This window comes from Plantactinospora soyae, assembly GCF_014874095.1.
GTDB classification, from domain to species: Bacteria; Actinomycetota; Actinomycetes; order Mycobacteriales; family Micromonosporaceae; genus Plantactinospora; species Plantactinospora soyae.
This window is the reverse complement of record NZ_JADBEB010000001.1, coordinates 7611013-7633001: the sequence shown is the minus strand read 5'-3', so window position 1 is coordinate 7633001 and position 21989 is coordinate 7611013. Positions and strand designations below refer to the sequence as shown.

At 70.4% G+C, this 21989-nt stretch carries 21 protein-coding genes; 15 read left to right on the top strand and 6 right to left on the bottom strand.

Annotated elements, in window-relative coordinates; all coding sequences use genetic code 11:
• Positions 1–140 precede the first annotated feature (140 nt).
• Positions 141–989 (bottom strand): ABC transporter permease, encoded by an 849-nt coding sequence (locus H4W31_RS33480; RefSeq protein ID WP_192770270.1) that lies wholly within the window; start codon positions 987–989, stop codon positions 141–143.
• Positions 986–1945, bottom strand: a complete 960-nt coding sequence (locus tag H4W31_RS33475; protein WP_192770269.1) for an ABC transporter substrate-binding protein — start codon at positions 1943–1945, stop codon at positions 986–988. Before H4W31_RS33475 ends, H4W31_RS33480 begins: the two co-directional genes overlap by 4 nt.
• 506 nt (positions 1946–2451) lie before the next feature.
• Here H4W31_RS33475 and H4W31_RS33470 point away from each other — a divergent pair.
• The 7 genes from H4W31_RS33470 to H4W31_RS33440 are packed head-to-tail and all read left to right on the top strand — an operon-like array spanning position 2452 to position 8532.
• Positions 2452–3636, top strand: a complete 1185-nt coding sequence (locus H4W31_RS33470; RefSeq protein WP_192770268.1) for a thiolase family protein — start codon at positions 2452–2454, stop codon at positions 3634–3636.
• A 14-nt stretch (positions 3637–3650) separates the two neighbouring features.
• A complete protein-coding gene (gene pcaH / locus H4W31_RS33465) occupies positions 3651–4436 on the top strand; it encodes a protocatechuate 3,4-dioxygenase subunit beta (RefSeq protein WP_192770267.1) in 786 nt (261 codons plus the stop codon).
• On the top strand, positions 4429–5103 hold the full coding sequence (gene pcaG, locus H4W31_RS33460) for a protocatechuate 3,4-dioxygenase subunit alpha (protein ID WP_192770266.1): 675 nt from the start codon (positions 4429–4431) through the stop codon (positions 5101–5103). The genes pcaH and pcaG overlap by 8 nt, the downstream gene beginning before the upstream one ends.
• Complete coding sequence (gene pcaB, locus H4W31_RS33455; protein WP_192770265.1) at positions 5078–6553, top strand: 3-carboxy-cis,cis-muconate cycloisomerase; 1476 nt, start codon at positions 5078–5080, stop codon at positions 6551–6553. The genes pcaG and pcaB overlap by 26 nt, the downstream gene beginning before the upstream one ends.
• The gene (pcaD, locus tag H4W31_RS33450; RefSeq protein WP_192770264.1) at positions 6550–7377 is read left to right on the top strand and encodes a 3-oxoadipate enol-lactonase; all 828 of its coding nucleotides are present in this window, start codon (positions 6550–6552) and stop codon (positions 7375–7377) included. Before pcaB ends, pcaD begins: the two co-directional genes overlap by 4 nt.
• A complete protein-coding gene (gene pcaC / locus H4W31_RS33445) occupies positions 7370–7750 on the top strand; it encodes a 4-carboxymuconolactone decarboxylase (protein WP_192770263.1) in 381 nt (126 codons plus the stop codon). Before pcaD ends, pcaC begins: the two co-directional genes overlap by 8 nt.
• Positions 7747–8532 (top strand): IclR family transcriptional regulator, encoded by a 786-nt coding sequence (locus tag H4W31_RS33440; RefSeq protein WP_192770262.1) that lies wholly within the window; start codon positions 7747–7749, stop codon positions 8530–8532. Before pcaC ends, H4W31_RS33440 begins: the two co-directional genes overlap by 4 nt.
• Positions 8533–8540: 8 nt before the next feature.
• Here H4W31_RS33440 and H4W31_RS33435 read toward each other — a convergent pair whose 3' ends face one another.
• Entirely contained in the window at positions 8541–9146 is a 606-nt protein-coding gene (locus tag H4W31_RS33435; RefSeq protein ID WP_225945802.1) for a DUF1349 domain-containing protein, read from the bottom strand.
• Between the two features lie 201 nt (positions 9147–9347).
• Here H4W31_RS33435 and H4W31_RS33430 point away from each other — a divergent pair, with 201 nt between their 5' ends.
• On the top strand, positions 9348–10646 hold the full coding sequence (locus H4W31_RS33430; RefSeq protein WP_192770261.1) for a L,D-transpeptidase: 1299 nt from the start codon (positions 9348–9350) through the stop codon (positions 10644–10646).
• Between the two features lie 170 nt (positions 10647–10816).
• Here the strand turns inward: H4W31_RS33430 and H4W31_RS33425 are convergent, their stop codons facing one another.
• Both H4W31_RS33425 and H4W31_RS33420 read right to left on the bottom strand, forming a co-directional pair.
• Positions 10817–11167, bottom strand: coding sequence for a histone-like nucleoid-structuring protein Lsr2 (locus H4W31_RS33425; protein WP_192770260.1), 351 nt, complete (start codon positions 11165–11167; stop codon positions 10817–10819).
• A 349-nt stretch (positions 11168–11516) separates the two neighbouring features.
• Positions 11517–12500, bottom strand: coding sequence for a LacI family DNA-binding transcriptional regulator (locus tag H4W31_RS33420; protein ID WP_192772589.1), 984 nt, complete (start codon positions 12498–12500; stop codon positions 11517–11519).
• 410 nt (positions 12501–12910) lie between these two features.
• Here H4W31_RS33420 and H4W31_RS33415 point away from each other — a divergent pair, with 410 nt between their 5' ends.
• The 7 genes from H4W31_RS33415 to H4W31_RS33385 all read left to right on the top strand — a co-directional run bounded on the left by H4W31_RS33415 (position 12911) and on the right by H4W31_RS33385 (position 21109).
• A complete protein-coding gene (locus tag H4W31_RS33415) occupies positions 12911–13852 on the top strand; it encodes an ABC transporter substrate-binding protein (protein WP_192772588.1) in 942 nt (313 codons plus the stop codon).
• Between the two features lie 58 nt (positions 13853–13910).
• Positions 13911–15503, top strand: coding sequence for a sugar ABC transporter ATP-binding protein (locus tag H4W31_RS33410; protein WP_225947443.1), 1593 nt, complete (start codon positions 13911–13913; stop codon positions 15501–15503).
• Positions 15503–16555: an ABC transporter permease gene (locus H4W31_RS33405; RefSeq protein WP_192770259.1), complete on the top strand. Its 1053-nt coding sequence runs from the start codon at positions 15503–15505 to the stop codon at positions 16553–16555. The genes H4W31_RS33410 and H4W31_RS33405 overlap by 1 nt, the downstream gene beginning before the upstream one ends.
• A gap of 76 nt (positions 16556–16631) precedes the next feature.
• Entirely contained in the window at positions 16632–17630 is a 999-nt protein-coding gene (gene yjfF / locus H4W31_RS33400) for a galactofuranose ABC transporter, permease protein YjfF (protein ID WP_192770258.1), read from the top strand.
• Between the two features lie 112 nt (positions 17631–17742).
• Positions 17743–19413: a ribulokinase gene (gene araB, locus H4W31_RS33395; RefSeq protein WP_404825740.1), complete on the top strand. Its 1671-nt coding sequence runs from the start codon at positions 17743–17745 to the stop codon at positions 19411–19413.
• Positions 19414–19444: 31 nt separating this feature from the next.
• Entirely contained in the window at positions 19445–20116 is a 672-nt protein-coding gene (locus H4W31_RS33390; RefSeq protein ID WP_192770256.1) for an L-ribulose-5-phosphate 4-epimerase, read from the top strand.
• A 138-nt stretch (positions 20117–20254) separates the two neighbouring features.
• Positions 20255–21109: a 4'-phosphopantetheinyl transferase family protein gene (locus H4W31_RS33385; RefSeq protein ID WP_192770255.1), complete on the top strand. Its 855-nt coding sequence runs from the start codon at positions 20255–20257 to the stop codon at positions 21107–21109.
• A gap of 14 nt (positions 21110–21123) precedes the next feature.
• On the opposite strand, the gene H4W31_RS33380 is transcribed toward H4W31_RS33385, so the two are convergent.
• Positions 21124–21906 (bottom strand): LLM class flavin-dependent oxidoreductase, encoded by a 783-nt coding sequence (locus H4W31_RS33380; RefSeq protein ID WP_192770254.1) that lies wholly within the window; start codon positions 21904–21906, stop codon positions 21124–21126.
• Between the last annotated feature and the right edge of the window lie 83 nt (positions 21907–21989).

The window sequence follows — 21989 nt, the reverse complement described above, 5'->3', positions numbered from 1 at the left end:
TTTGTGTCGCTGGGCTCGCGCTCATGAGTCACCCTTCGTTCGCGACTGCGGGGCTCGCAAACCCGGCTCACTCCTCGCACTCACGGTGCCGTCTTTCGTTCGCGACTGCGGGGCTCGCAAACCCGGCTCACTCCTCGCACTCACGGTGACTCCTCGCCGCGGACCGACGGATGCCAGGAGAGCACCGCGCGTTCGAGTCGCCGGGCGAGCACGTTGACCGCGACTCCGAGCAGCCCGGTGACGATGATCAGGGCGTACATCGAGTCGACGGCGCCACCGGACTGTGCGCGGTTGATCTCGTTGCCCAACCCGGGGGCGCCGATGATCAGCTCGGCGGTGATGGCCAGGATCAGGGCCACGGCGGCGGCGAGCCGGATCCCGGTGAGCAGGTACGGCAGGGCGGTCGGCCAGAGCAGGTGCCGAATCCGGGTCCAGCGGCTGAACCCGAAGGTGTACGCGGTGTCCCGGGCGACCGGGTCGACGTCCCGTACGCCGTACAGCACCTGGACGAGGACCTGCCAGAACGCGGCGTAGACCACCAGCAGCAGTACGGAGTTCAGCTCGCTGCCGAACAGCAGCACGGCGAGCGGGATCAGCGCCACCGAGGGGATCGGCCGGAGGAACTCGATCGTCGAGGCGGTGAACTCGCGCAGCACCGGTACGGTGCCGATGACGAAGCCGACCACGACGCCGAGGGCGACCGCGATCGCCAGACCGAGAAACCAGCCCTGCAGCGTGTCGGTGACGGCGACCCAGAACCGGCCCTCGCCGAGCAGTTCGGCCAGGGCCCCGGCGATCCGGCTGGTCGGCGGAAGGTAGTTCGCCGAGACGAGCCCGGTGCGCGGCACCACCTCGAGCAGCGCCAGGAAGGTGGCGAAGCCGAGCAGTCCGAGCAGCGCGTTGCCGCCGCGCGGCCCGGTCCCGCCGGACCGACCGGTGGATACCGGTGCGGTCGCGGCGGGCGGTGGAACGGTGGCGGTTGGCGTCACGGCAGAATTTCCGACACGTCAACCTTCTCTTTGATCAGGCCGTCGGTCACCATCAGGTCGGCCAGGGTCTGCACCGATTCGCGGTTGATCTCGGCGGGCCAGGCCGGCAGGACGATCTTCGCGGCCACGGCAGGATCGATCTTGGTGTAGGTCTGGAGCACCTGGCGGGCCTCCTCCGGGTGCTCCTGGGCGTACTTCAGCGACTTGTCCATCGCGGTCTTGAACCGACCGGTGAGGTCGGCCTTCTGGCTGATGGTCTGCTCGGTGGCGAAGTACGCGGCCACCGTCATGTTCGGGATCGCCTCGGCGAAGTTGTAGGCGACGACCCGGGCACCCTGGTTCTGGGCGATGGTGAAGAACGGCTCGACGACCATGGCCGCGTCGACCCGTTTGCCCATCACCGCGGCCGGCATCTCCGGGAAGGGCAGCTCGGTCCACTTGATGTTCGACGGGTCGCCGCCGGCCTTGCGGATCGATGCCCGGGTGGTGGTGTCGGTGATGTTGTTCAGGTTGTTGATCGCGATGTTCTTGCCGGCCAGCCCCGCCGCGTCCTTGATCGGGCTGTCCGGTGGCACCACGACGCCGCCGAAGTCCGCGCCCGGCTTGCCGGTGGAGGAGTTGCCGACGGTGACCGCCTTGACCGGGATGTTCTGCGAACGGGCCTGGATGAGCGAAACGACGTTGCCGAAGGCGAAGTCGAACTGGCCGCTGACCACGCCGGTGACGGCGATGGAGCCACCGGTCGTGTTGACCACCTCGATCTCGATGTTCTGTTCCCGGAAGAAGCCCTTCGCGTTGCCCAGGTGCAGCGGGGCGACGTCGACGATGGGTATCGCGCCGACCTTCACCCGGTCGACGCCGCCGGATCCGCCCTCGGGCGAGTCGTCGGAGGAGCCGCAGGCGGCGACGGCGAAGAGGGTGACGAAGGCGGTGGTGGTGGCGGCGAGACGGCGCATGGGGTCTCCCGGCGTCCGGCGGTCCTGTCGGGACCGGGCTTGGCGGCTCCGTTGGAGCCTTGGGGGGTGGTGTTGGTGGTCGCTAGCCGAACGAATGTTCTCATTTGGAACGTTGGCACAGTGACCGAGTTCACGTCAACAAGCGCCCCGCAACTTCTCGGCAACGTCCCGGAATGCCGGGGCGAGCGGGCCGAGGTCTCGTTGACGGATCGGGGGGCCGGGGATTACGTTCGACATAAGTACGGTAGTCCGCATATCGAACGGATCGTGGTCGGCGGACCGGACGCGACGAGGGGGCGTATGACGAAGATCGTTTCGTCGCTCGCCCGTGGTCGCCCGTCCGGCCCGAGCCTCCCTCCGGCATACCAGTCCGGCCACCCGGCTGCCAACTGCCGCCGGTCACCGTCCGCCGTCGGCTGCGCCACCCCGGTCGCTGCCGGCCACCCCGAGCCGGCCCGATCGACCGGATCGGCGGACCGGCAGGATGATCCAGGCAGTAAGGAGAAATGGTGACGAACGACGTCTACGTCCTCGACGCCGTCCGAACCCCGATGGGGCGGTACGGCGGCGGCCTGTCCGGGGTACGCCCCGACGACCTCGCCGCGCACGTGCTGCGGGAGGTCGTCCGGCGTAGCCCCGACCTCGACCCGGCCCGGATCGACGACGTGCTGCTCGGCAACGCCAACGGCGCGGGGGAGGAGAACCGGGACGTGGCGCGGATGGCCGTACTCCTGGCCGGCCTGCCGCCGTCGGTGCCCGGCGCGACCGTGAACCGGCTCTGCGGCTCCGGCCTGGAAGCGGTGATCGGCGCGGCCCGGGCGATCGCGCTCGGTGACGCCTCGATCTGTGTCGCAGGCGGCGTGGAGTCGATGAGCCGGGCTCCCTGGGTGCTGCCGAAACCGGAGGCCGGCTTCCCACGCGGGCATGAGACCCTGCACTCCACCACGCTCGGCTGGCGCATGGTCAACCCGGCGATGCCGGCCGAGTGGACCGTGCCGCTGGGCGAGTGCACCGAGATCCTGGTGGACCGGTACGGCATCTCCCGGGCCGAGCAGGACGCGTTCGCCGCCCGCAGCCAGCGGCGCGCGGCCCGGGCCTGGGCCGACGGGGTGTACGCCGACGAGGTCAGCGCCGTCCCCGGCACCGACCTGGAAACCGACGAGAGCGTACGGCCGACCACCACCGTCGAGGCGCTGGCCCGACTCAAGCCGGTGTTCCGCCCGAACGGCACGGTGACCGCCGGCAATTCCTCGCCGCTCAACGACGGGGCGAGCGCGGTGCTGCTCGCCGACCGGGCCGGTGCCGAGGCCGCCGGGCGTACCCCGTTGGCCCGGATCGTCTCCCGGGCGGTCGTCGGCATCGAACCACAACTGTTCGGAATCGGCCCGGTACGGGCCGCCGAGGAGGCGTTGCGCCGGGCCGGTGTCGGCTGGTCGGACCTGGCCGTGGTGGAACTCAACGAGGCGTTCGCGGCCCAGTCGCTGGCCTGCCTCGCCGAGTGGAAGGATCTTGATCCGGAGATCGTCAATCCGCACGGCGGCGCGATCGCCCTCGGCCACCCGCTCGGCTCGTCCGGATCGCGCATTCTCGGCTCGCTGGCCTGGCAACTGCACCGCCGGGGTGGTGGGCTGGGTCTCGCCGCGATCTGTATCGGCGTCGGCCAGGGCCTGGCCGTCGTTCTGGAAGCCTGACGGGAAGGACGGCCATGACCACCGACCACATCCGATCCACCGGGTCCGGGAACGGTTCCGCCGGCTCGGCCACGCCCAGCGGGCTCGTGCTGCCCCGGTACCGGCACGACGATCCGGACACCCACCCGCCGATGCTGCACCCCGACTACGGGTCGACCAACCTGCGGGCACCCCGGCAGCCGCTGGCCCTGCTGCCGCACCGGCTGACCGAGATCACCGGACCGCTGCTCGGCGAGGGCCGGCTCGGCGATCTGGACCACGACCTGACCCGGCAGCACGCCGGTGAGCCGCTCGGACAGCGGATCATCGTGCACGGCCGGGTGCTCGACGGGACCGGCCGACCGGTGCCGAAAACGCTGGTGGAGATCTGGCAGCCGAACGCCGCCGGCCGGTACCGGCACGCCGGCGACAACTGGCCGGCGCCGCTGGACCCCAACTTCACCGGCGTCGGGCGGGCGTTGACCGACGGCGACGGACACTACCGCTTCCTCACCGTGCAGCCGGGTGCGTACCCGTGGCGGAACCACCCCAACGCCTGGCGGCCGGCGCACATCCACTTCTCCCTCTTCGGTCAGGCGTTCACCCAGCGGCTGGTCACCCAGATGTACTTCCCCGGCGACCCGCTCTTCTTCCAGGACCCGATCTTCAACTCGATCCGTGACCCGCTGGCGAGGGAGCGGCTGGTCTCCCGCTACGACCACGCCGTGACCGAGCCGGAGTGGGCGCTCGGCTTCGAGTTCGACATTGTGCTGCGCGGCCGGGAGGCCACCCCATTCGAGGACGGCGACGACGATGACTGAACGCCCCGACCTGACCCCGGCCTTCGCGTCGAGCCCGGCCGACGGCTCCGTACCGGCGCTCACCCCGACCCCGGCCGCGGCGCCCACCCGGGGAGCGACGCCGACGCTCGGCTCCACCCCCGCACAGACGGTGGGGCCGTACCTGCACATCGGGCTGCTCTGGCCGGACGGGCCGGAGGTCGTACCGGACGGCACGCCGGGGGCGATCTGGATTCGTGGCCAGATCTTCGACGGTGCCGGTGCACTGGTGCCGGACGCGCTGGTGGAGACCTGGCAGGCGGATCCGGAGGGCCGGTTCGACCATCCCGACGACCCGCGCGGCGCCCACCGGTCGGACGTACCCGGCTTCCGTGGCTTCGGCCGCAGCGCCACCGACGCCGAGGGCCGGTACGAGATCCGGACGGTGAAGCCCGGGGCCCTGCCCGGAGCGGACGGCGAGACCGAGGCGCCGCACCTCAACCTGTCGGTCTTCGCCCGTGGCCTGCTGCACCGGCTGGTGACCCGGCTCTACTTCCCGGACGAGGAGACCGCCAACGCCGCCGACCCGGTGCTCGGCACCATCGACCCGGCCCGCCGGGCCACCCTCGTGGCAAGCCCGGCATCCGACGGGTTCCAGTTCGACATTCACCTGCAGGGTACGGATGAGACCGTCTTCTTCGCGGTCTGAGGACCCGTCGCGGTCCGAGGACCTGCCGCCGCCGGGCAGCACGGCGGGTCCGGCGGCCGGCGGACTCCTCTCCGGGCTGTTCGGCACCGCCGAGGTGGACGCGGAACTCGCCGACCCGGCGTTGCTGCGGGCGATGCTCGACATGGAACGCGCCCTCGCCGAGGCCGCCGCCGAGTGTGGTGTGCTGCCGGTGGCCGCCGCCGAGGCGATCGCGGCGCAGTGCCGGGTCGAGCGGTTCGACCTCGCCGCCCTCGGTGCGGCGGCCGACTCCGCCGGCAACCCGGTGGTTCCGCTGGTCCGCCAGCTGACCGCCGCAGTACCGGTCGAGGCCCGCCCCTGGGTGCACCACGGCGCGACCAGCCAGGACGTGCTCGACACCGCGCTCGTGCTGGTCGCGGTCCGGGCCACCGGACCGATGCTGAGCCACCTCGACGCCGCGATCGACGCCGCCGCCGCACACACCGGCCGGCACCGGGACACCGTGATGCTGGCCCGCACGCTCGGCCAGGCGGCGGCCCCGACCACGTTCGGGCTCAAGGCCGCCGGATGGCTGGTCGGCCTCCTCGACGCCCGGGACCGGCTGGTGGCGGCCCGGACGGCGCTGCCGGTACAGCTCGGCGGGGCGGTCGGCACCCTGGCCGCGCTGGGACCGGCCGGACCGCAGGTCGCCGAGCGGCTGGCCGCCCGGCTCGGCCTCGGCACGCCCCTGCTGCCCTGGCACACCCGGCGGCAACCCCTGCTCGACCTCGGAGCGGCGCTCGGCGGACTGCTCGCCGCGACCGGCAAGCTCGGCCTCGACGTCGGGCTGCTCGCCCAGTCCGAGGTGGCGGAGGTGGCCGAGGGCGGCGGTCCGGGCCGGGGTGGGTCGTCGGCGATGCCGAACAAGCGCAACCCGGTGGACGCCGTCCTGGTCGGTGCGGCGGCCCGGCGCGGTCCGGGCCTGCTGGCCACGCTGTACGCCGCCGCGGTGCAGGAACACGAGCGGGCCACCGGCGGCTGGCACGCCGAGTGGGAACCGCTGCTCGACCTGCTGCGACTGGCTGGCGGCGCCTGCGCGCGGACCGCCCGGATGCTGGCCGACCTCGAGGTACGTCCACAGCGGATGCGGGCGAACCTCGACGCGCTCGGCGGCCGGGTACTGGCCGAGGCGGTGGCCGCCCGGCTCGCCCCGGTACTGGGGCGGGCGGAGGCGCACGACGTGGTGGCCCGGGCGGTCGCCGCCCCGGACTTCCGGGCCGGGCTGCTCGCCGACCCGGCGGTCCGGACACACCTGAGCGAGGGCGACCTCGACCAGGCACTCGACCCGGCGAACTGGCTCGGTTCGGCGGGCACCTTCGTCGACCGGGCACTCGCCGCCTTCCGGGAGTCCGCCGCGTACCGGGGGAGCGGGGCGGACCGGGCGGTCGCAACGGACCCGTCGACCCCCACAGCACCGGAGGACGGGGCATGACATCTCGCCTGCACGCCAATGTCGACGGGCCGACCGACGCCCCGGTACTCGTACTCGGCAGTTCGCTGGGCACCTCCGGGGCGATGTGGCAGCCGCAGTTGGCCGCGCTCACCGAGCACTTCCGGGTGGTCCGGTACGACCACCTCGGGCACGGCGACTCCGACGTACCCGACGGTCCGTACACCATCGCCGAACTCGGTACGGCGGTGCTGCGCCTCCTCGACGACCTGCGGGTACGCCGGGCGTCGTACGCCGGGCTCTCCCTCGGCGGGATGGTCGGGATGTGGCTCGCCGCCAATGCGCCCGATCGGGTCGACCGGCTGGTCCTGCTCTGCACCTCGGCCTTCCTCCCGCCGGCCCAGGGCTGGCGGGACCGCGCCGCCGCGACCCGGGCCGGTGGCGTCGAGGCGGTCGCCGACGTGGTGCTGGCGCGCTGGTTCACGAAGGGGTTCGCCGCCGCCCGGCCGTCGGAGGTCGCCGAGTACCGGTCGATGCTGACCGCCACCCCGGCCCAGGGGTACGCCGGTTGCTGCGAGGCCATCGCCGGGATGGACCTGCGGGCCGACCTGGCCCGGATCGTCGCCCCGACCCTCGTCATCGCCGGCGCCAACGATCCGGCGATCCCGATCGAACACGCCCGGGTACTGGTCGACGGCATTCCCGGAGCCGGACTGCGGGTGGTCGGCGACGCCGCCCACCTGGCCAGTGTGGAGCAACCGGATCGGGTCAGCCGGCTGCTGCTCGACCATCTGGTCGGCGCCGACGGTCCCGGGCCGGAACACCGGCCGGGCGACGACCTACGGAAGGAGCGGGTGGATGGATGACCGGCAACGGCACGAGGCCGGCATGGCGGTGCGGCGTGAGGTGCTCGGTGACGCGCACGTCGACCGCGCGGTCGCGAACACCGACGAGTTCACGGCGGACTTCCAGGACCTGATCACCCGGTACGCCTGGGGCGACATCTGGACCCGACCGGGGCTGGACCGGCGTACCCGCAGTTGCATCACTCTCGCGGTGCTGGCCACACTGCACCACGACGAGGAACTGGCGATGCACGTGCGGGCCGCGTTGCGCAACGGGCTGACCCGCGAGGAGGTCCGGGAAGTGTTGCTTCAGGTGAGCGTCTACGCTGGCGTTCCAGCGGCGAACCGGGCGTTCAAGGTCGCCCAGGAGACCCTGCGGCAGGAGGACGGGTGACCGAGGAGACGGCACGGACCGGCGAGTTCGTCCAGTCGTTGGAACGAGGACTCGCGGTCATCCGGGCATTCGACGCGGATCACTCCCAACTGACCCTGAGCGAGGTCGCCCGCGCGACCGGCCTCACCCGGGCGGCGGCCCGGCGGTTCCTGCTCACCCTGGTCGAGCTGGGTTACATGCGTACCGACGGCCGGCTCTTCTCGTTGCGGGCCCGGATCCTGGAGCTCGGCTACGCCTACCTGTCCAGCCTGAGCCTGCCCGAGGTCGCCCAGCCGCACATGGAGAGCCTCGTCGCGCAGGTGCACGAGTCCTGTTCGTTGTCGGTCCTTGACGGCGACGAGGTGGTCTACGTCGCCCGGGTACCCACCAAACGGATCATGACGGTGGCGATCAGCGTCGGCACCCGATTTCCGGCGTACGCCACCTCGATGGGGCGGGTACTGCTGGCCGCCCAGCCGCAGCAGTGGCTGGACGACTACTTCGGTAAGGCGGAACTTCGGGCACTGACCCGGCGTACGGTCACCGATCCGACGAAGCTGCGGACCATCCTGACCCGGATCTCCAGCCAGGGCTACGCGATCGTCGACCAGGAGTTGGAGGAGGGGCTGCGCTCGCTTGCCGCCCCGATCCGCGATGCCGACGGTTCGGTGATCGCCGCCCTCAATGTCTCGGCGCACGCGAGTCGGGGCAGTTCGGACGTGATCCGCCGGGAACTGCTGCCACCCCTGCTCGGCGCCGCGAAACGGATCGAGGAGGACCTGCGCGGCGGACAGGTCCGGTAAGTCCGCGGCTACCGGCCGTCGCGCAGATCGGCCAGCCGGCTGTCGGTGAAGGCGATCCGGTCGAATGTCACCGAGCAACCCGAGCCGATCGGCGCCTGCGCCTCCAGCCCGATCCGTACCGGTTCCTCGCCCTGGTCGAGTCGGAAGTGCCGGACGAATTCCCACCATTTGCCGTCGGTGCTGGCGTGGAATGCCCAGGCCGGGCCGAGTCGGGCGATCCGCAACCAGAGCGCGGCGCCATCGGCGACGACGAAGCCGTTCGCGTCGTCGGAGAACTCGCGGGTGATGACCGAGACCGCCATTCCGGCACCCTGGGGCGAGCGTTCGTAGGCGAGCTTCGCCCAGTGCCGGGGACCGGCGTAGACCAGGAGACATCCGGCGTCGAAGCTGTCGGCGAAGTCGACCCTGACCCGGGCGGAGAACTGGAAGTCGCCCTCGGGCGCCGGACCGAGCAGTCGGGGCGCGGTCACCACCGGCTCGCCGCCGGCCGGATCCACGAACATGTCGGTGCGGGCCGGTGCGACCACGACGAGCGCCCCGTCGTCCTCGCGCCGGCACTGGGTCGGCGCGATCTCCCAGTCCAGCTCCATTGGCAATCCGATGTCGATCCGCATCCGAGCAGGATGCCAGAACCAGGTCCGCCGTGCCGTCCCCCGTGCCCGGCGACCGGGGGAACCGCCGGCCCGTCACGGGTTTACCCCCAGGTTCAGCGGCGATTCCGGGGGTAATGGCGGTTCTCGCCGCAACGCGCTCCCGGCGGATCGGGTGCGCCAACGAATGCGACCAGGAGCAGGGGGAAATGGGGTGGGGGGAGCATGATACTGAGGCGTCGAGCGGTGTTGTTGGTGATGCTGCTGTTGACCGCTGTGCCGTTGGTCCTGGCGGGCTGCACGGGCAATCCCATCAAACGGGCCTCGCGGCCGGCACCGGCACCACCCAAGCTGGCGATTACCCCGGCGCCGGACAGTAAGGATCTGCCGACCAGTGTCGAGATCGGTACGACGGTGACGGGTGGGAAGGTGACCGAGGTCGTCGTGACCGATCCCAACGGTGTACGGGTCGATGGTGCCCTGCGTCCGGACGGTTCCGGTTGGATGCCGGGCAAGGCGCTGGCGAACAAGCAGGCGTATACCGCCCAGGTAACGGCGAAGAATGACGCCGGGAAGACGGTCACCCAAAAGACCAGCTTCACCACGATGGACAAGCCGACCAAACGGACCGTGACCAACCTTAATCTGCAGAGTGACCAGACCTACGGGGTGGCGATGCCGTTAACGGTCGCATTCGACTCGGACATCCCGAAGGATGCCCGGGCCGGGATCCAACGGCGGTTGCTGGTCAACACCGATCCGCCGCAGCCGGGCGCCTGGGCCTGGGAGGAGAACGGTCGCCAGGTTTCCTACCGGGCGCCCGATTTCTGGCGACCGGGGACCACGATCAGTGTTCGGGCGGCCCTCGACGGGGTGCCGATGGGCGGTGGCAGCTTCGGTGACACCGACCGGGCGGGCGCCGCGAAGATCGGCAGCAGCCGGATCTTCCTGGAGATCGACAACGCGACCAAGCAGATGTCGGTGTTCAAGGACGACGCCCTGGTGAAGAAGATTCCGGTCAGTCTTGGTAAGAGCAGCACCCCGACGTCGAGCGGCAAGATGGTGATCATGGAGAAGCACGACTCGACGGTCTTCGACACCACGGGTTCCCCGGACCCCTACGTGGTCACGGTGCAGAACGCGCAGCGACTGACCTGGGGTGGCGAATTCATCCACGCGGCCCCGTGGTCCGTCGGGGCCCAGGGGGAGGCCAACGTCTCACACGGCTGCACCAACGTGTCGGACGCCAACGCGGCCTGGCTGATGGAGACCACCCGGATCGGTGACCTGGTCACGATCAAGGGCACCGAGGTGGCCCTCGACCAGGGCAACGGCTGGACGGCCTGGAACGTGAGCTGGGACGAGTTCGTCAAGGGCAGCGCGCTGCCGGTGCCCGCCGACCTCAAGCCCGCACCGCCGGCGCCGCCCGCACCGCCGGCACCGGGTGGCCCGGCGAGCGGCGGTCCGCCCGCCGCCGACAAGCCGGCGGCACCGACACCGACGTCGAGTAGCGGCGGCCGGTAGCCGCCCGGGAGGAAGCGGAACCGCCTGGGCGTCCGCGACACACTGGTGCCACCGGCGACAACTGTCGCCGGTGGCACCTTCGCGTTCCAGGTGTGTCCGTCGGGGCCCGCTCCGGCCGGGGGACGGCCGGGGCAGATCAGGAAACCGGGCACCACCGGCCTCCCGCGCCTTCAGTGCTGGCTGTTGTACGCCTGCACCACGGACGACGGAATGCGTCCGCGCTCGGAAACCTCGTGGCCGTTCTGCGTGGCCCATTCCCGGATGGCGCGGTTCAGGTCGCGGTCACTTCGAGTCGGGCTCGTAGCGGGACCGCGCCGGGCGGATCGACGGCTTTCCACCGAGCCGCGTCCCACCCGGCTACCCGCGTGGATGTAGGCGTCCAACGCCTTGCGGAGCTTGCCGGCGTTCTTATCCGACAGGTCAATCGTGTAGTTGACCCCGTCCAGACCGAACTCGACAGTGCGGTCGGCTTCGCCGCCGTCGAGGTCGTCGGTCAGAAGTGTGATTACCTGCTTCGCCATGGTCGATTACTCCTCGTGAACATTTATTGCTAGGGGTTGAGTTTGACTGATCGGGAGGGAATTCTGCAAGACATTGGACATTTCCTGGGCGAAAACCACAAGCTCTGCGGACTTCTGTTCCGCGTGTTGGCGCTCGGGGTATCACGATCCCCGTATCTGCCCGCACCGACCCGTACGGACGGCGCGAGGCCAGCCGGCAAGGACCGGATTACCGGGTGGGCCAGCGCATCCGGCGAAATCGCGCGGTAGGCATTTCGGATCGCGGCGACCGATCGGATCCCCTGTCGGCGCCGCGTTTCCGGTGCTCCGAGCCGGGATCGCTGCGGCAGTCCCGGCAAGGATTCTCAGGTCAGGTCGAGGGCGGTCCCGAACTGGTCCGGACGACGAACGTGGGGGTCAACGAGACCCGGCGGTTGGTCCGGGAGCCGCCGTTGAGCTGTTCGATCAGCAGGTCCAGACTGCGCCGGCCGAGTTCGGCGAAGTCCTGTCGAACGGTGGTCAGCGGAGGCAGGAAGTAGCCGGATTCCGGTACGTCGTCGAAGCCCACCACGCTGACCTCGTCCGGCACCCGCCGGCCGGCCTCGTGCAGGGCGCGTAGCGCGCCGAGGGCGATCTGGTCGCTGCCGCAGAACACCGCCGTGACCGACGGGTCGGTGGCCAGCAGCCGGGCCTGCTCGTACCCGGACCGGGCGCTCCAGTCGCCGAGCCGGGGAGCGGGCACGGGGGCGGCGACGGCGTACAGCGCCTCACGCCAGCCGTCGATCCGGTCCCGTGCCTCCGGCCAGTCCGGCGGGCCCGCGATGTGGTGCACGGTGGCGTGGCCGAGGGCCAGCAGGTGCCGGGTGGCCATCGCGGCGCCGGTGGCGTTGTCGATGCAGACCGTGGGGACGGATTCGCCGCCACCGCCGACACCCACCACGGCCAGCTCGGCCGGGGCCTGGGAGAGCGCGGTGACCACGGTGTTCTTGGGCGCGATCGCCACGATCCCCTCGACCGACTGCTCGCAGAGCCGGTCGATCGCCTCCAGCACCGACTCACGGTCCAGCGACCGGATGCTGGCGACGCTGACGAAGTAGCCCGCGGCCCGGGCCGCCTGTTCGATTCCGTACAGCGTGGAGGCCGGGCCGAACAGCGTCGTCTCGAAGGCCACCAGTCCCAGGGTGCGGGATCTGCGGGTGACCAGGGTACGGGCGGCGGAATTACGCCGGTAGTTCAACGCCCGCATCGCGGCCAGCACCCGGTCCCGGGTCTCCGGCCGTACGTTCGGATGGTCGTTGAGCACCCGGGAGACGGTCTGGTGCGAGACGCCGGCCAGTCGCGCGACATCGCGCATCACCGAGCCCCGGGTTCGCTGCGGCACACCGGTCGGCTGGTCATCGGCGTCGATCCGGTCAGCAGTCAACGGCCGCTCCCTCGTTCCGACCAGCCGCCCGGGTACGGGCGACGAAGGTGTCGCTAAATCACGGATGCATACCGTCGCCGGAGGTACCTCTTGACGGGCAGCATGAGAACGTTAACATTCTCGACACAGGAAGCCCCACAGAACGTCTGGCATGCCCTCAGTGCTGGTGTTTCAGGTGGAAATGTAGGCCGGCGACAGCGAACCCGGGTGTCGTGGAGGTGGCGGTGCGCCGGCCCTACCGGGCTCCCAGTGTGAACGGTAACCACGACAGTTGACGATGTTCCCAAGGCGAGGAGGAAACGGTGCTGAAAAAGATCTCCGCCGTTGTACTCGGCGGACTGATGGTGACCGCATTGGCCGCCTGCGGGGGCGACAACGGTGCGGGCGGAAGCCAGCCTGACGACGGCAAGATCACCCTGGGCTTCGCCCAGGTGGGAGCCGAGAGCGGCTGGCGTACCGCCAACACCAAGTCCATCCAGGATTCGGCCAAGGAGGCCGGCATCGATCTGCAGTTCTCCGACGCGCAGCAGAAGCAGGAGAACCAGATCAAGGCGATCCGGTCGTACATCACCCAGAAGGTCGATGTCATCGCCTTCTCCCCGGTGGTGGAGTCCGGTTGGGACACGGTGCTCCTGGAGGCGAAGGACGCCAAGATTCCGGTCATCCTGACCGACCGGGCGGTCGACTCCAAGGACACCACGCTCTACGAGACCTTCATCGGGTCGGACTTCGTGCTGGAGGGCAAGAAGGCCGGCGAGTGGCTGGTCGGCCAGTACCAGGGCAAGCCCGAGCCGGTGAACATCGTGGAGCTGCAGGGCACCACCGGTTCGGCGCCGGCCAACGACCGCAAGTCCGGCTTCGCCGACGTCATCAAGGCCGACCCGAAGTTCAAGATCGTCGCCTCCCAGACCGGCGACTTCACCCGGGCCAAGGGCAAGGAGGTCATGGAGGCCTTCCTGAAGGCCAACAAGGACATCGACGTGCTCTACGCGCACAACGACGACATGGGTCTCGGCGCCATCGAGGCGATCGAGGGGGCTGGCCTGAAGCCGGGCGTGGACATCAGAATCATCACCGTGGACGCGGTGAAGGACGGGATGCAGGCGCTGGCCGACGGAAAGATCAACTACATCGTCGAGTGCAGCCCGCTGCTCGGGCCACAGCTGATGGATCTGGTAAAGAAGGTCGTCGCCGGCGAGTCGGTGCCGGAGCGGGTGCTGACCGAGGAGACCACGTTCACCCAGGAGCAGGCGAAGGCGGCACTGCCGAACCGCCAGTACTGAGCGGCGCGGTCAGCGGCGCGGGCGAGTCGGGACGATGGACGGAGGCAGGCGGATGGCCATGGTGGGGGAGCCCGGAGCGATCCTGACGATGACGGGCATCAGCAAGCGGTTCCCCGGCGTCAGGGCCCTCGACGGCGTCGACTTCCGGCTCTTCTCCGGCGAGGTGCACGCGCTGATGGGGGAGAACGGCGCCGGCAAGTCGACGCTGATCAAGGTGTTGACCGGGGTGTACGACGTCGACGAGGGCGACATCGCCCTCGACGGCACGCCGGTGCGCTTCGCCGGCCCGTTGCAGGCGCAACAGGCCGGCGTGAGCACCGTCTACCAGGAGGTCAACCTCTGCGCCAACCTGTCCGTCGCGGAGAACATCCACATCGGCCGGGAACCGCGTCGGTACGGGGCGATCCGGTGGGGCGAGCTGCGGCGCCGGTCCCGGCGACTGCTCGACGGGCTGGGGCTGGACATCGACGTCTCAGCCCCGCTCGGCACCCACTCCCTCGCCGTGCAACAGATGGTCGCCATCGCCCGGGCGATCGACATCTCCGCCAAGGTGCTCATCCTCGACGAGCCGACCTCGAGCCTCGACGCCGGCGAGGTCGACCAGCTCTTCCGGGTGATGCGGCAGCTGAAGGGGGAGGGGATGGCGATCCTGTTCGTGACCCACTTCCTCGACCAGGTCTACGAGATCTCCGACCGGATGACAGTGCTGCGCAACGGCCGCCGGGTCGGCGAGTACGCCACCCGCGAACTGAGCCAGCTCGACCTGGTCAGCGCGATGATCGGCAAGGAACTCGCGGTCCTGGAGGAACTGGAGGAGCAGCCCCGGCGGTCGCTGGCCACGTTGGAACGGGACCGGCCGGTGGTCGAGGCGGCCGATCTCGGGCGCAAGGGTGCGGTGGCCCCGTTCAACCTGAGCATCCACCGGGGCGAGGTGGTCGGGCTGGCCGGCCTGCTCGGCTCCGGCCGTACCGAGGTGGCCCGGCTGCTCTTCGGAGCGGACCGGGCCGACCACGGTCAGCTCCGGGTGGACGGCGAACCGGTCGCGTTGCGCGGACCCCGGGCGGCGATGTCCCACGACATCGCCTTCTGCTCGGAGAACCGACGTACCGAGGGACTGGTGGCGGACCTCACCGTCCGGGAGAACATCATCCTGGCCGTGCAGGCCGCCCGGGGCTGGTCCCGCCCGCTGCCCCGGCGCCGGCAGGACGAACTCGTCGACCGGTACGTCCAGGCGCTCCGGATCGTGCCGGCCAATCCGGAGGCGTTGGTCAGCCAGCTCAGCGGCGGCAACCAGCAGAAGGTGCTGCTCGCACGCTGGCTGATCACCGAGCCCCGGCTGTTGATCCTCGACGAGCCGACCCGGGGCATCGACGTCGGCGCCAAGGCCGAGATCCAGCGGCTGGTGGTCACGCTCTCCGACGGCGGAATGGCGGTGCTCTTCATCTCCGCCGAACTGGAGGAGGTGCTCCGGCTGAGTCACAAGATCGCCGTACTGCGGGACCGGCGGATGGTCGACGAACTGGCCAACGACGACGAGGTCACCGCAGAGCGGATCATGGCGATCATCGCGAGCGGCAACGGCTCAGCCCCATCGGAGGACGATCCTCCGCCGCCAGATCCTGGCATGGCCGTGATCCGGGAGGAGGTGTGATGGCCGGCGTACTCCGGCACCGGTTCTTCTGGCCGGTGGCGACCCTGCTGATCCTGCTGGCGAGCAACCTGTTCTTCAGCCCCGACTTCTTCGCCGTCGACGTACGTCAGGGGCACCTGTACGGCAGCCTGATCGACATCGTACGGTTCGGCGCACCGCTGATCCTGGTGTCGCTCGGCATGACCCTGGTGATCGCCACCGGTGGGATCGACCTCTCGGTGGGTTCGGTGGTCGCCATCTGCGGCGCCCTCGCGTGCCTTCAGATCAGCGGGCTCAGTGACCAGAACAGTGTGGTCGGTGTCCTGCTCGCGGTGGGACTCGCCCTCGGGCTGGCCCTGCTGCTCGGCGCCTGGAACGGCCTCCTGGTCGCCCAGGCCGGCATCCAGCCGATCATCGCCACGCTGATCCTGATGGTCGCCGGGCGGGGTCTGGCCCAGCTCATCACCGACGGCCAGATCATCACGATCAACAGTTCGCCGTACAAGTTGATCGGCGGCGGCTACTGGCTGACCGTGCCGTTCTCGATCCTGGTCGCGCTGGTGGTGTTCGGCTTCGCGCTGCTGCTCACCCGGCGTACCGCACTCGGCCTGCTGATCGAGTCGGTCGGCGGCAACGCCGAGGCGAGCCGGTTGGCCGGGATCCACGCCAAACGGATCATCTTCACCAGCTACGTCTTCTGCGGTCTCTGCGCCGGCATCGCCGGACTGATGATCAGTTCCAACGTGTCCAGCGCCGACGGCAACAACGCCGGACTCTGGATCGAACTGGACGCCATCCTCGCGGTCGTCATCGGCGGTACGTCGTTGGCCGGCGGACGGTTCTCGCTGGGCGGCACGGTGCTGGGCGCACTGATCATCCAGACCCTGACCACCACCATCTACACCATCGGGATCCCGCCGGAGACGACACTGCTCTTCAAGGCCCTGGTGGTGACCGTGGTCTGCCTGTTGCAGTCGCCGGCCTTCCGGGCGAAGGTGTTCCGCCGCAGACGCAGGCCGCCACCCGCGCAACCGGACCGGCAGCAGCAGCCGAAGGTGGAGGTGCCGGCATGAGCGAGCGCAGCGAGCGAGTCGGTTGGCTCAGGGCGGTTAAAGCTCATGGATCCGACGAGCGCAGCGAGGAGGGGGCATGAGCGCCGTACCGGGAACGGTGGCTACCGGCCGACCACGTGCCCTGCAACCGCAGCAGAAGTACCTGCCGCTGTTCGCCACCGGAGTGCTGCTGGTCCTGATGTACGGCGCCGGGGTGCTGCGTTACGACGGCTTCTCCGACACCCAGGTCGTGTTGAACGTCTTCGTCGACAACGCGTTCCTGCTGGTCGTCGCGGTCGGTATGACCTTCGTCATCCTGACCGGCGGGATCGACCTCTCGGTCGGTGCCGTGGTGGCCCTGACCACGATGCTCTCCGCCTCACTGCTCCAGGAGCAGGGCTGGTCGCCGTACCTGGTCCTGCCGTTGGTGCTGTTGATCGGCGCCCTGCTGGGACTGGGCATGGGCTGCATCATCCACTACTTCGAGATCCAGCCGTTCATCGTGACCCTGGCCGGGATGTTCCTGGCCCGCGGGCTCTGCTACACGATCAACACCTCGTCGATCCCGATCAATGACCCGCTCTGGACCTCGATCGCGCAGCAGCGGATCCGGTTCGGCGGATTCTTCATCTCGGTCAGCGTCCTGATCGCCCTGGCGGTGGTCGCGATCGGCATCTACGTGCTCGGTTACACCCGACTCGGCCGCAACACGTACGCCATCGGCGGCAACCCGCAGTCGGCGTTGCTGATGGGGCTGCCGGTGGCCCGTACCCGGATCGCGGTCTACACGATCAGCGGATTCTGCTCGGCGCTCGGCGGCGTGCTGCTCAGCTTCTACATGCTCTCCGGGAACAGCCTGCACGCGGTCGGCATGGAACTCGATGCGATCGCGGCCGTGGTCATCGGCGGCACCCTGCTGACCGGTGGCTCCGGCTACCTGATCGGCACCGTGCTCGGCGTCATCGTGCTGGGCCTCATCCAGACCATCATCACCTTCCAGGGCGATCTGAGCTCCTGGTGGACGAAGATCGTCATCGGCGTGCTGCTGTTCGCCTTCATCGTGTTGCAGCGCACCGTGGCGAGGCGGCAGCCCTAGCAGTGGGCCGGTGGTAGCGGTAACACTGTGGTGGGGCATCGGCGTGACCAGACGGCGGATCGACGGGCCGGTAACGGTCGGAACGGCAAGACAGAGTGGAAGTCCAGGAGGAATACGAGTGAGCGCTAACGGTGACCGGTACGTCGTCGGGGTCGACTTCGGCACGCTGTCCGGTCGGGCGGTGGTGGTCCGGGTCTCGGACGGGGCCGAGGTCGGTTCGGCGGTGCACGAGTACCGGCACGGGGTGATCGACGACCGCCTGCCGGAGACGGGGGCGCCGTTGCCCGGCGGCTGGGCGCTGCAGATGCCGGAGGACTGGCGCTGCGTGCTGCGTGAGGCGGTGCCCAAGGCACTCTCGGCCGCCGAGGTCGATCCCGGATCGGTGATCGGCATCGGAACGGACTTCACCGCCTGCACGGTGCTGCCGACGCTCGCCGACGGCACGCCGCTGAACGAGGTACCCGGGCTCGCCGACCGGCCGCACGCCTATCCGAAGCTCTGGAAGCACCACGCCGCCCAGCGGCACGCCGACCGGATCAACGGGCTCGCCCAGGAGCGCGGCGAGCCCTGGCTGCCCCGCTACGGCGGCCGGATCTCGGCGGAGTGGCAGTTCGCCAAGGCACTGCAGGTGCTGACCGAGGATCCGGAGATCTACGCCCGTACCGAGCGGTGGATCGAGGCGGCAGACTGGATCATCTGGCAACTGTGCGGCGTCGAGACCCGCAACGTCTGCACCGCCGGTTACAAGGGGATCCACTCCGACGGGAAGTATCCGTCGCGGGACTACCTGGCCGCCCTGGACCCCGAGTTCGCCGACTTCGTCGAGACCCGGCTCGCCCACCCGCTCGCCCCGCTCGGCGGACTGGCCGGCCAGTTGACTCCCCGGGCCGCAGCCTGGACCGGGCTGCCGGCCGGGATCGCGGTCGCGGTCGGCAACGTCGACGCCCACGTCACCGCCGCCGCCGCGAACGCCGTCGAGCCGGGCCAGATGCTCGCCATCATGGGTACGTCGACCTGCCATGTCATGGTCTCGGACGTCCTGGCCGACGTGCCGGGGATGTGCGGGGTGGTCCGGGACGGCATCGTGCCCGGTCGATGGGGATACGAGGCCGGACAGAGCGGCGTGGGAGACATCTTCGGCTGGTTCGTCGAGCACTGCGTGCCGGCCGACTACGCCGAGGAGGCCGCCCGACGCGGCATCGGCGTGCACGAGCACCTGACCGCGCTGGCCGCCGCCCAACGTCCGGGCCAGCACGGCCTGGTCGCGCTGGACTGGCACAACGGCAACCGTTCGGTGCTGGTCGACCACGACCTGTCCGGCGTCATCGTCGGGCAGACCCTGGCCACCCGTCCCGAGGACCAGTACCGGGCGCTGATCGAGGCCACCGCGTTCGGTACCCGCACCATCGTCTCGGCGTTCGACACCTCCGGGGTGCCGGTGACCGAGTTCATCGTCGCCGGCGGCCTGCTGAAGAACCAGTTCCTGATGCAGGTCTACGCCGACGTGCTGCGCCGGCCGTTGAGTGTCATCGACTCCGAGCAGGGGCCGGCGCTCGGCTCCGCGATCCACGCGGCGGTGGCCGCCGGGGCCTATCCGGACATCACGGTCGCGGCCGCCGCGATGGGCAAGGTCCGCCGGGCGGTCTACCAGCCGGATCCGGCCAGCGCCGACGTCTACGACCGGTTGTACGCGGAGTACGAGCGGCTGCACGACTACTTCGGTCGGGGCGGCAACGACGTCCTGCACCGGTTGCACGCGCTACGCGGGGAGGTACGGGCATGACCGGCCGGAGCGAGCGAGGCGGAGGACGGGCATGAGCGACACGGTCAGCGACACCATCGCCCGGTTGCGCCGCGAGGTGTGCCAACTGCACGAGCAGTTGACCCGCTGGGAACTGGTCACCTGGACCAGCGGGAACGTCAGTGCCCGGGTGCCGGGCGCCGACCTGCTGGTGATCAAGCCCAGCGGCGTGTCGTACGACGAGTTGACGCCGGAGTCGATGGTGGTGACGACCCTGGACGGGAACGTCGTCGACGGCAACCACTCGCCGTCGAGTGACACGGACGCGCACGCGTACGTCTACCGGGCGATGCCGCACGTCAACGGGGTGGTGCACACGCACAGCGCGTACGCCACCGCCTGGTCGGCCCGGGGCGAGTCGATCCCGTGTGTCCTCACCGCGATGGCCGACGAGTTCGGTGGGGAGATCCCGATCGGTCCGTTCGCGCTGATCGGCGGCGACGACATCGGCAAGGGGATCGTGGCGACGCTCGCCGGTCACCGCTCCCCGGCGGTGCTGATGCGCAACCACGGCGTCTTCACGATCGGCGCCAGCGCGAAGGCGGCGGTGAAGGCGGCGGTGATGTGCGAGGACGTGGCCCGTACGGTGCACATCGCCCGGTCCGGTGGCGCGCTGGTGCCGATCGAGCCGGAGCACATCGATGCCCTCTACGAGCGCTACCAGGGGGTTTACGGCCAGCGGTGACGCTGGGGCGGCGGTCGGCGTGGCAGACCCCCCCGGGGGTGGTGCGCCGGTCGCCGCCTCTGGCATGCTCGCGTACGCCCGACCCGTGGGTGGCTGCCCGCGTCCGCCCGTCCGCTCCGCGACCGATGGTGGTGACCGTTGACCGGATCCCCTGGCCCGTCCGGCGAGCCGCCCAGGCTGCCGGCACCGAGGCCCGAGCCGTCGTCGCCGGTGCCGCCGCCGGCGACCTCGATCGGGGAGCAGGTCGGGCCGGTGGCGCCGACGACCGGCGAGTGTCAGGTGTGGCGCCTGCCGATGGGTTCCGGTCACTGGGACGGGTTCGACGTGCTCGACGACGAGGAACGCGAGCGGCACAAACGTTTCCTCCGGCCCGCCGACCGGGACCGGTACCAGGCCGCGCACGTCGGCGTACGGCTCCTGCTCGGTCACTATCTCGACGTACCCCCGGCGCGGCTGAAGTTCTCCCGGCACTGCCGGCACTGCGGCGCCGGACACGGCAAGCCGGTGGTCGAGTGGCCGGCGACCACACTGGACTTCTCGCTCACCCACTCCGGCGACTGGGTCGGTCTGGCGGTGGCGGCGGAGCCGGTCGGTCTCGACGTCCAGGAGTTGGCGGAGGGTACGGACGTGGTGGCGCTGAGCGACACGGTGCTCGCACCCGCCGAACTGCGCTGGTGGGCGAGGCAGCCGGCGGAGACCGCCCGGACGGCGTTCTTCGGCTACTGGGCCCGCAAGGAGGCCCTGTTGAAGGCGACCGGGCACGGGCTCGCCGTGCCGATGAGGACGATCACCCTCACCCCGCCCGACGGGCCGGCCCAACTTGTCGACTGGTCGGGCGACCGTCCGCTGGACGGGCCGGCGCGGCTGTACGACCTCGAGGCGGGGCCGGGCTATGCGGCGGCGGTCGCCGTACTCACCAGCGCGCCGGTCCGGATCACCCAGGCGGAGTTCTCCGCCACGACCCTCGCCCGGGAGCCACGGCCGGCGGCCTGAGGTCGGTGTCCGGTTCAGCCGGGCGGGCCGGCCTCGATCCGTCGACGCAGCACCGCCAGCCAGTCCCCGGAGGGCTCGTCGGGACCGAGTACCGACCAGGTGACCCCGGCGGCGGCGTGTTCGTCGATCGGCACCGCCGGGTCGTACGGCAGGACGATGTCCTGGTCGGGTCCGAGAACGGCGCGTACCTCGGCCACCTGTGCCGGCGTCAGGCCGCCGACCGCGTCGCGGCCCAGCGCGAACACCCCGTCGTAGCGGGCGGCCCGGGCCAGCGGGCGCCGGTGGGGCCAGGTCGCGGCGACCCAGATCGGCGGCCGTGGCCGCTGCACGCTGCCGGGGGTGAGCCGGGCCCGCACCCGGAACCGCGGACCGGCGTGGTCCACCACATCGCCGCGCAGCAGACCGTCCAGCACCACCAGTGCCTCGTCGAGGGTCGCGGCCCGGGTTCGCGGGTCGGCCGACTCGCCGAAGGCGGTGAAGTCGCTGTCCGGGACGCCGAGCCCGACGCCGACCACGACCCGGCCACCGGTGAGCTGATCCAGCGTGATCACCTCCTTGGCCACTTTCCACGGCCGGCGCCGGGCCAGTGGCGTGACCATCGCGCCGAGCCGGAGCCGCTCGGTGGCGGTCCCGATCGCGCCGAGCAGCACCCACGGATCGTGCAGTGGCATGCCGTCGGCGATGTAGACGTGGTCCCAGAGAAAGAAGGCGTCCCATCCGGCGTGCTCGGCGGCGACGGCGCAGGCGATCAGGTCTGCCGGTGGGCCAGCGGGTGGAATGGAGATGGCGTACCGCATGCCCGCATGTCTACCGGTCGGCGTCGACTTTGGCTGTCCCGTCCGTCCGCCGGGCTGGCCGGCCCCGCCGCCCCCGGTCTCGA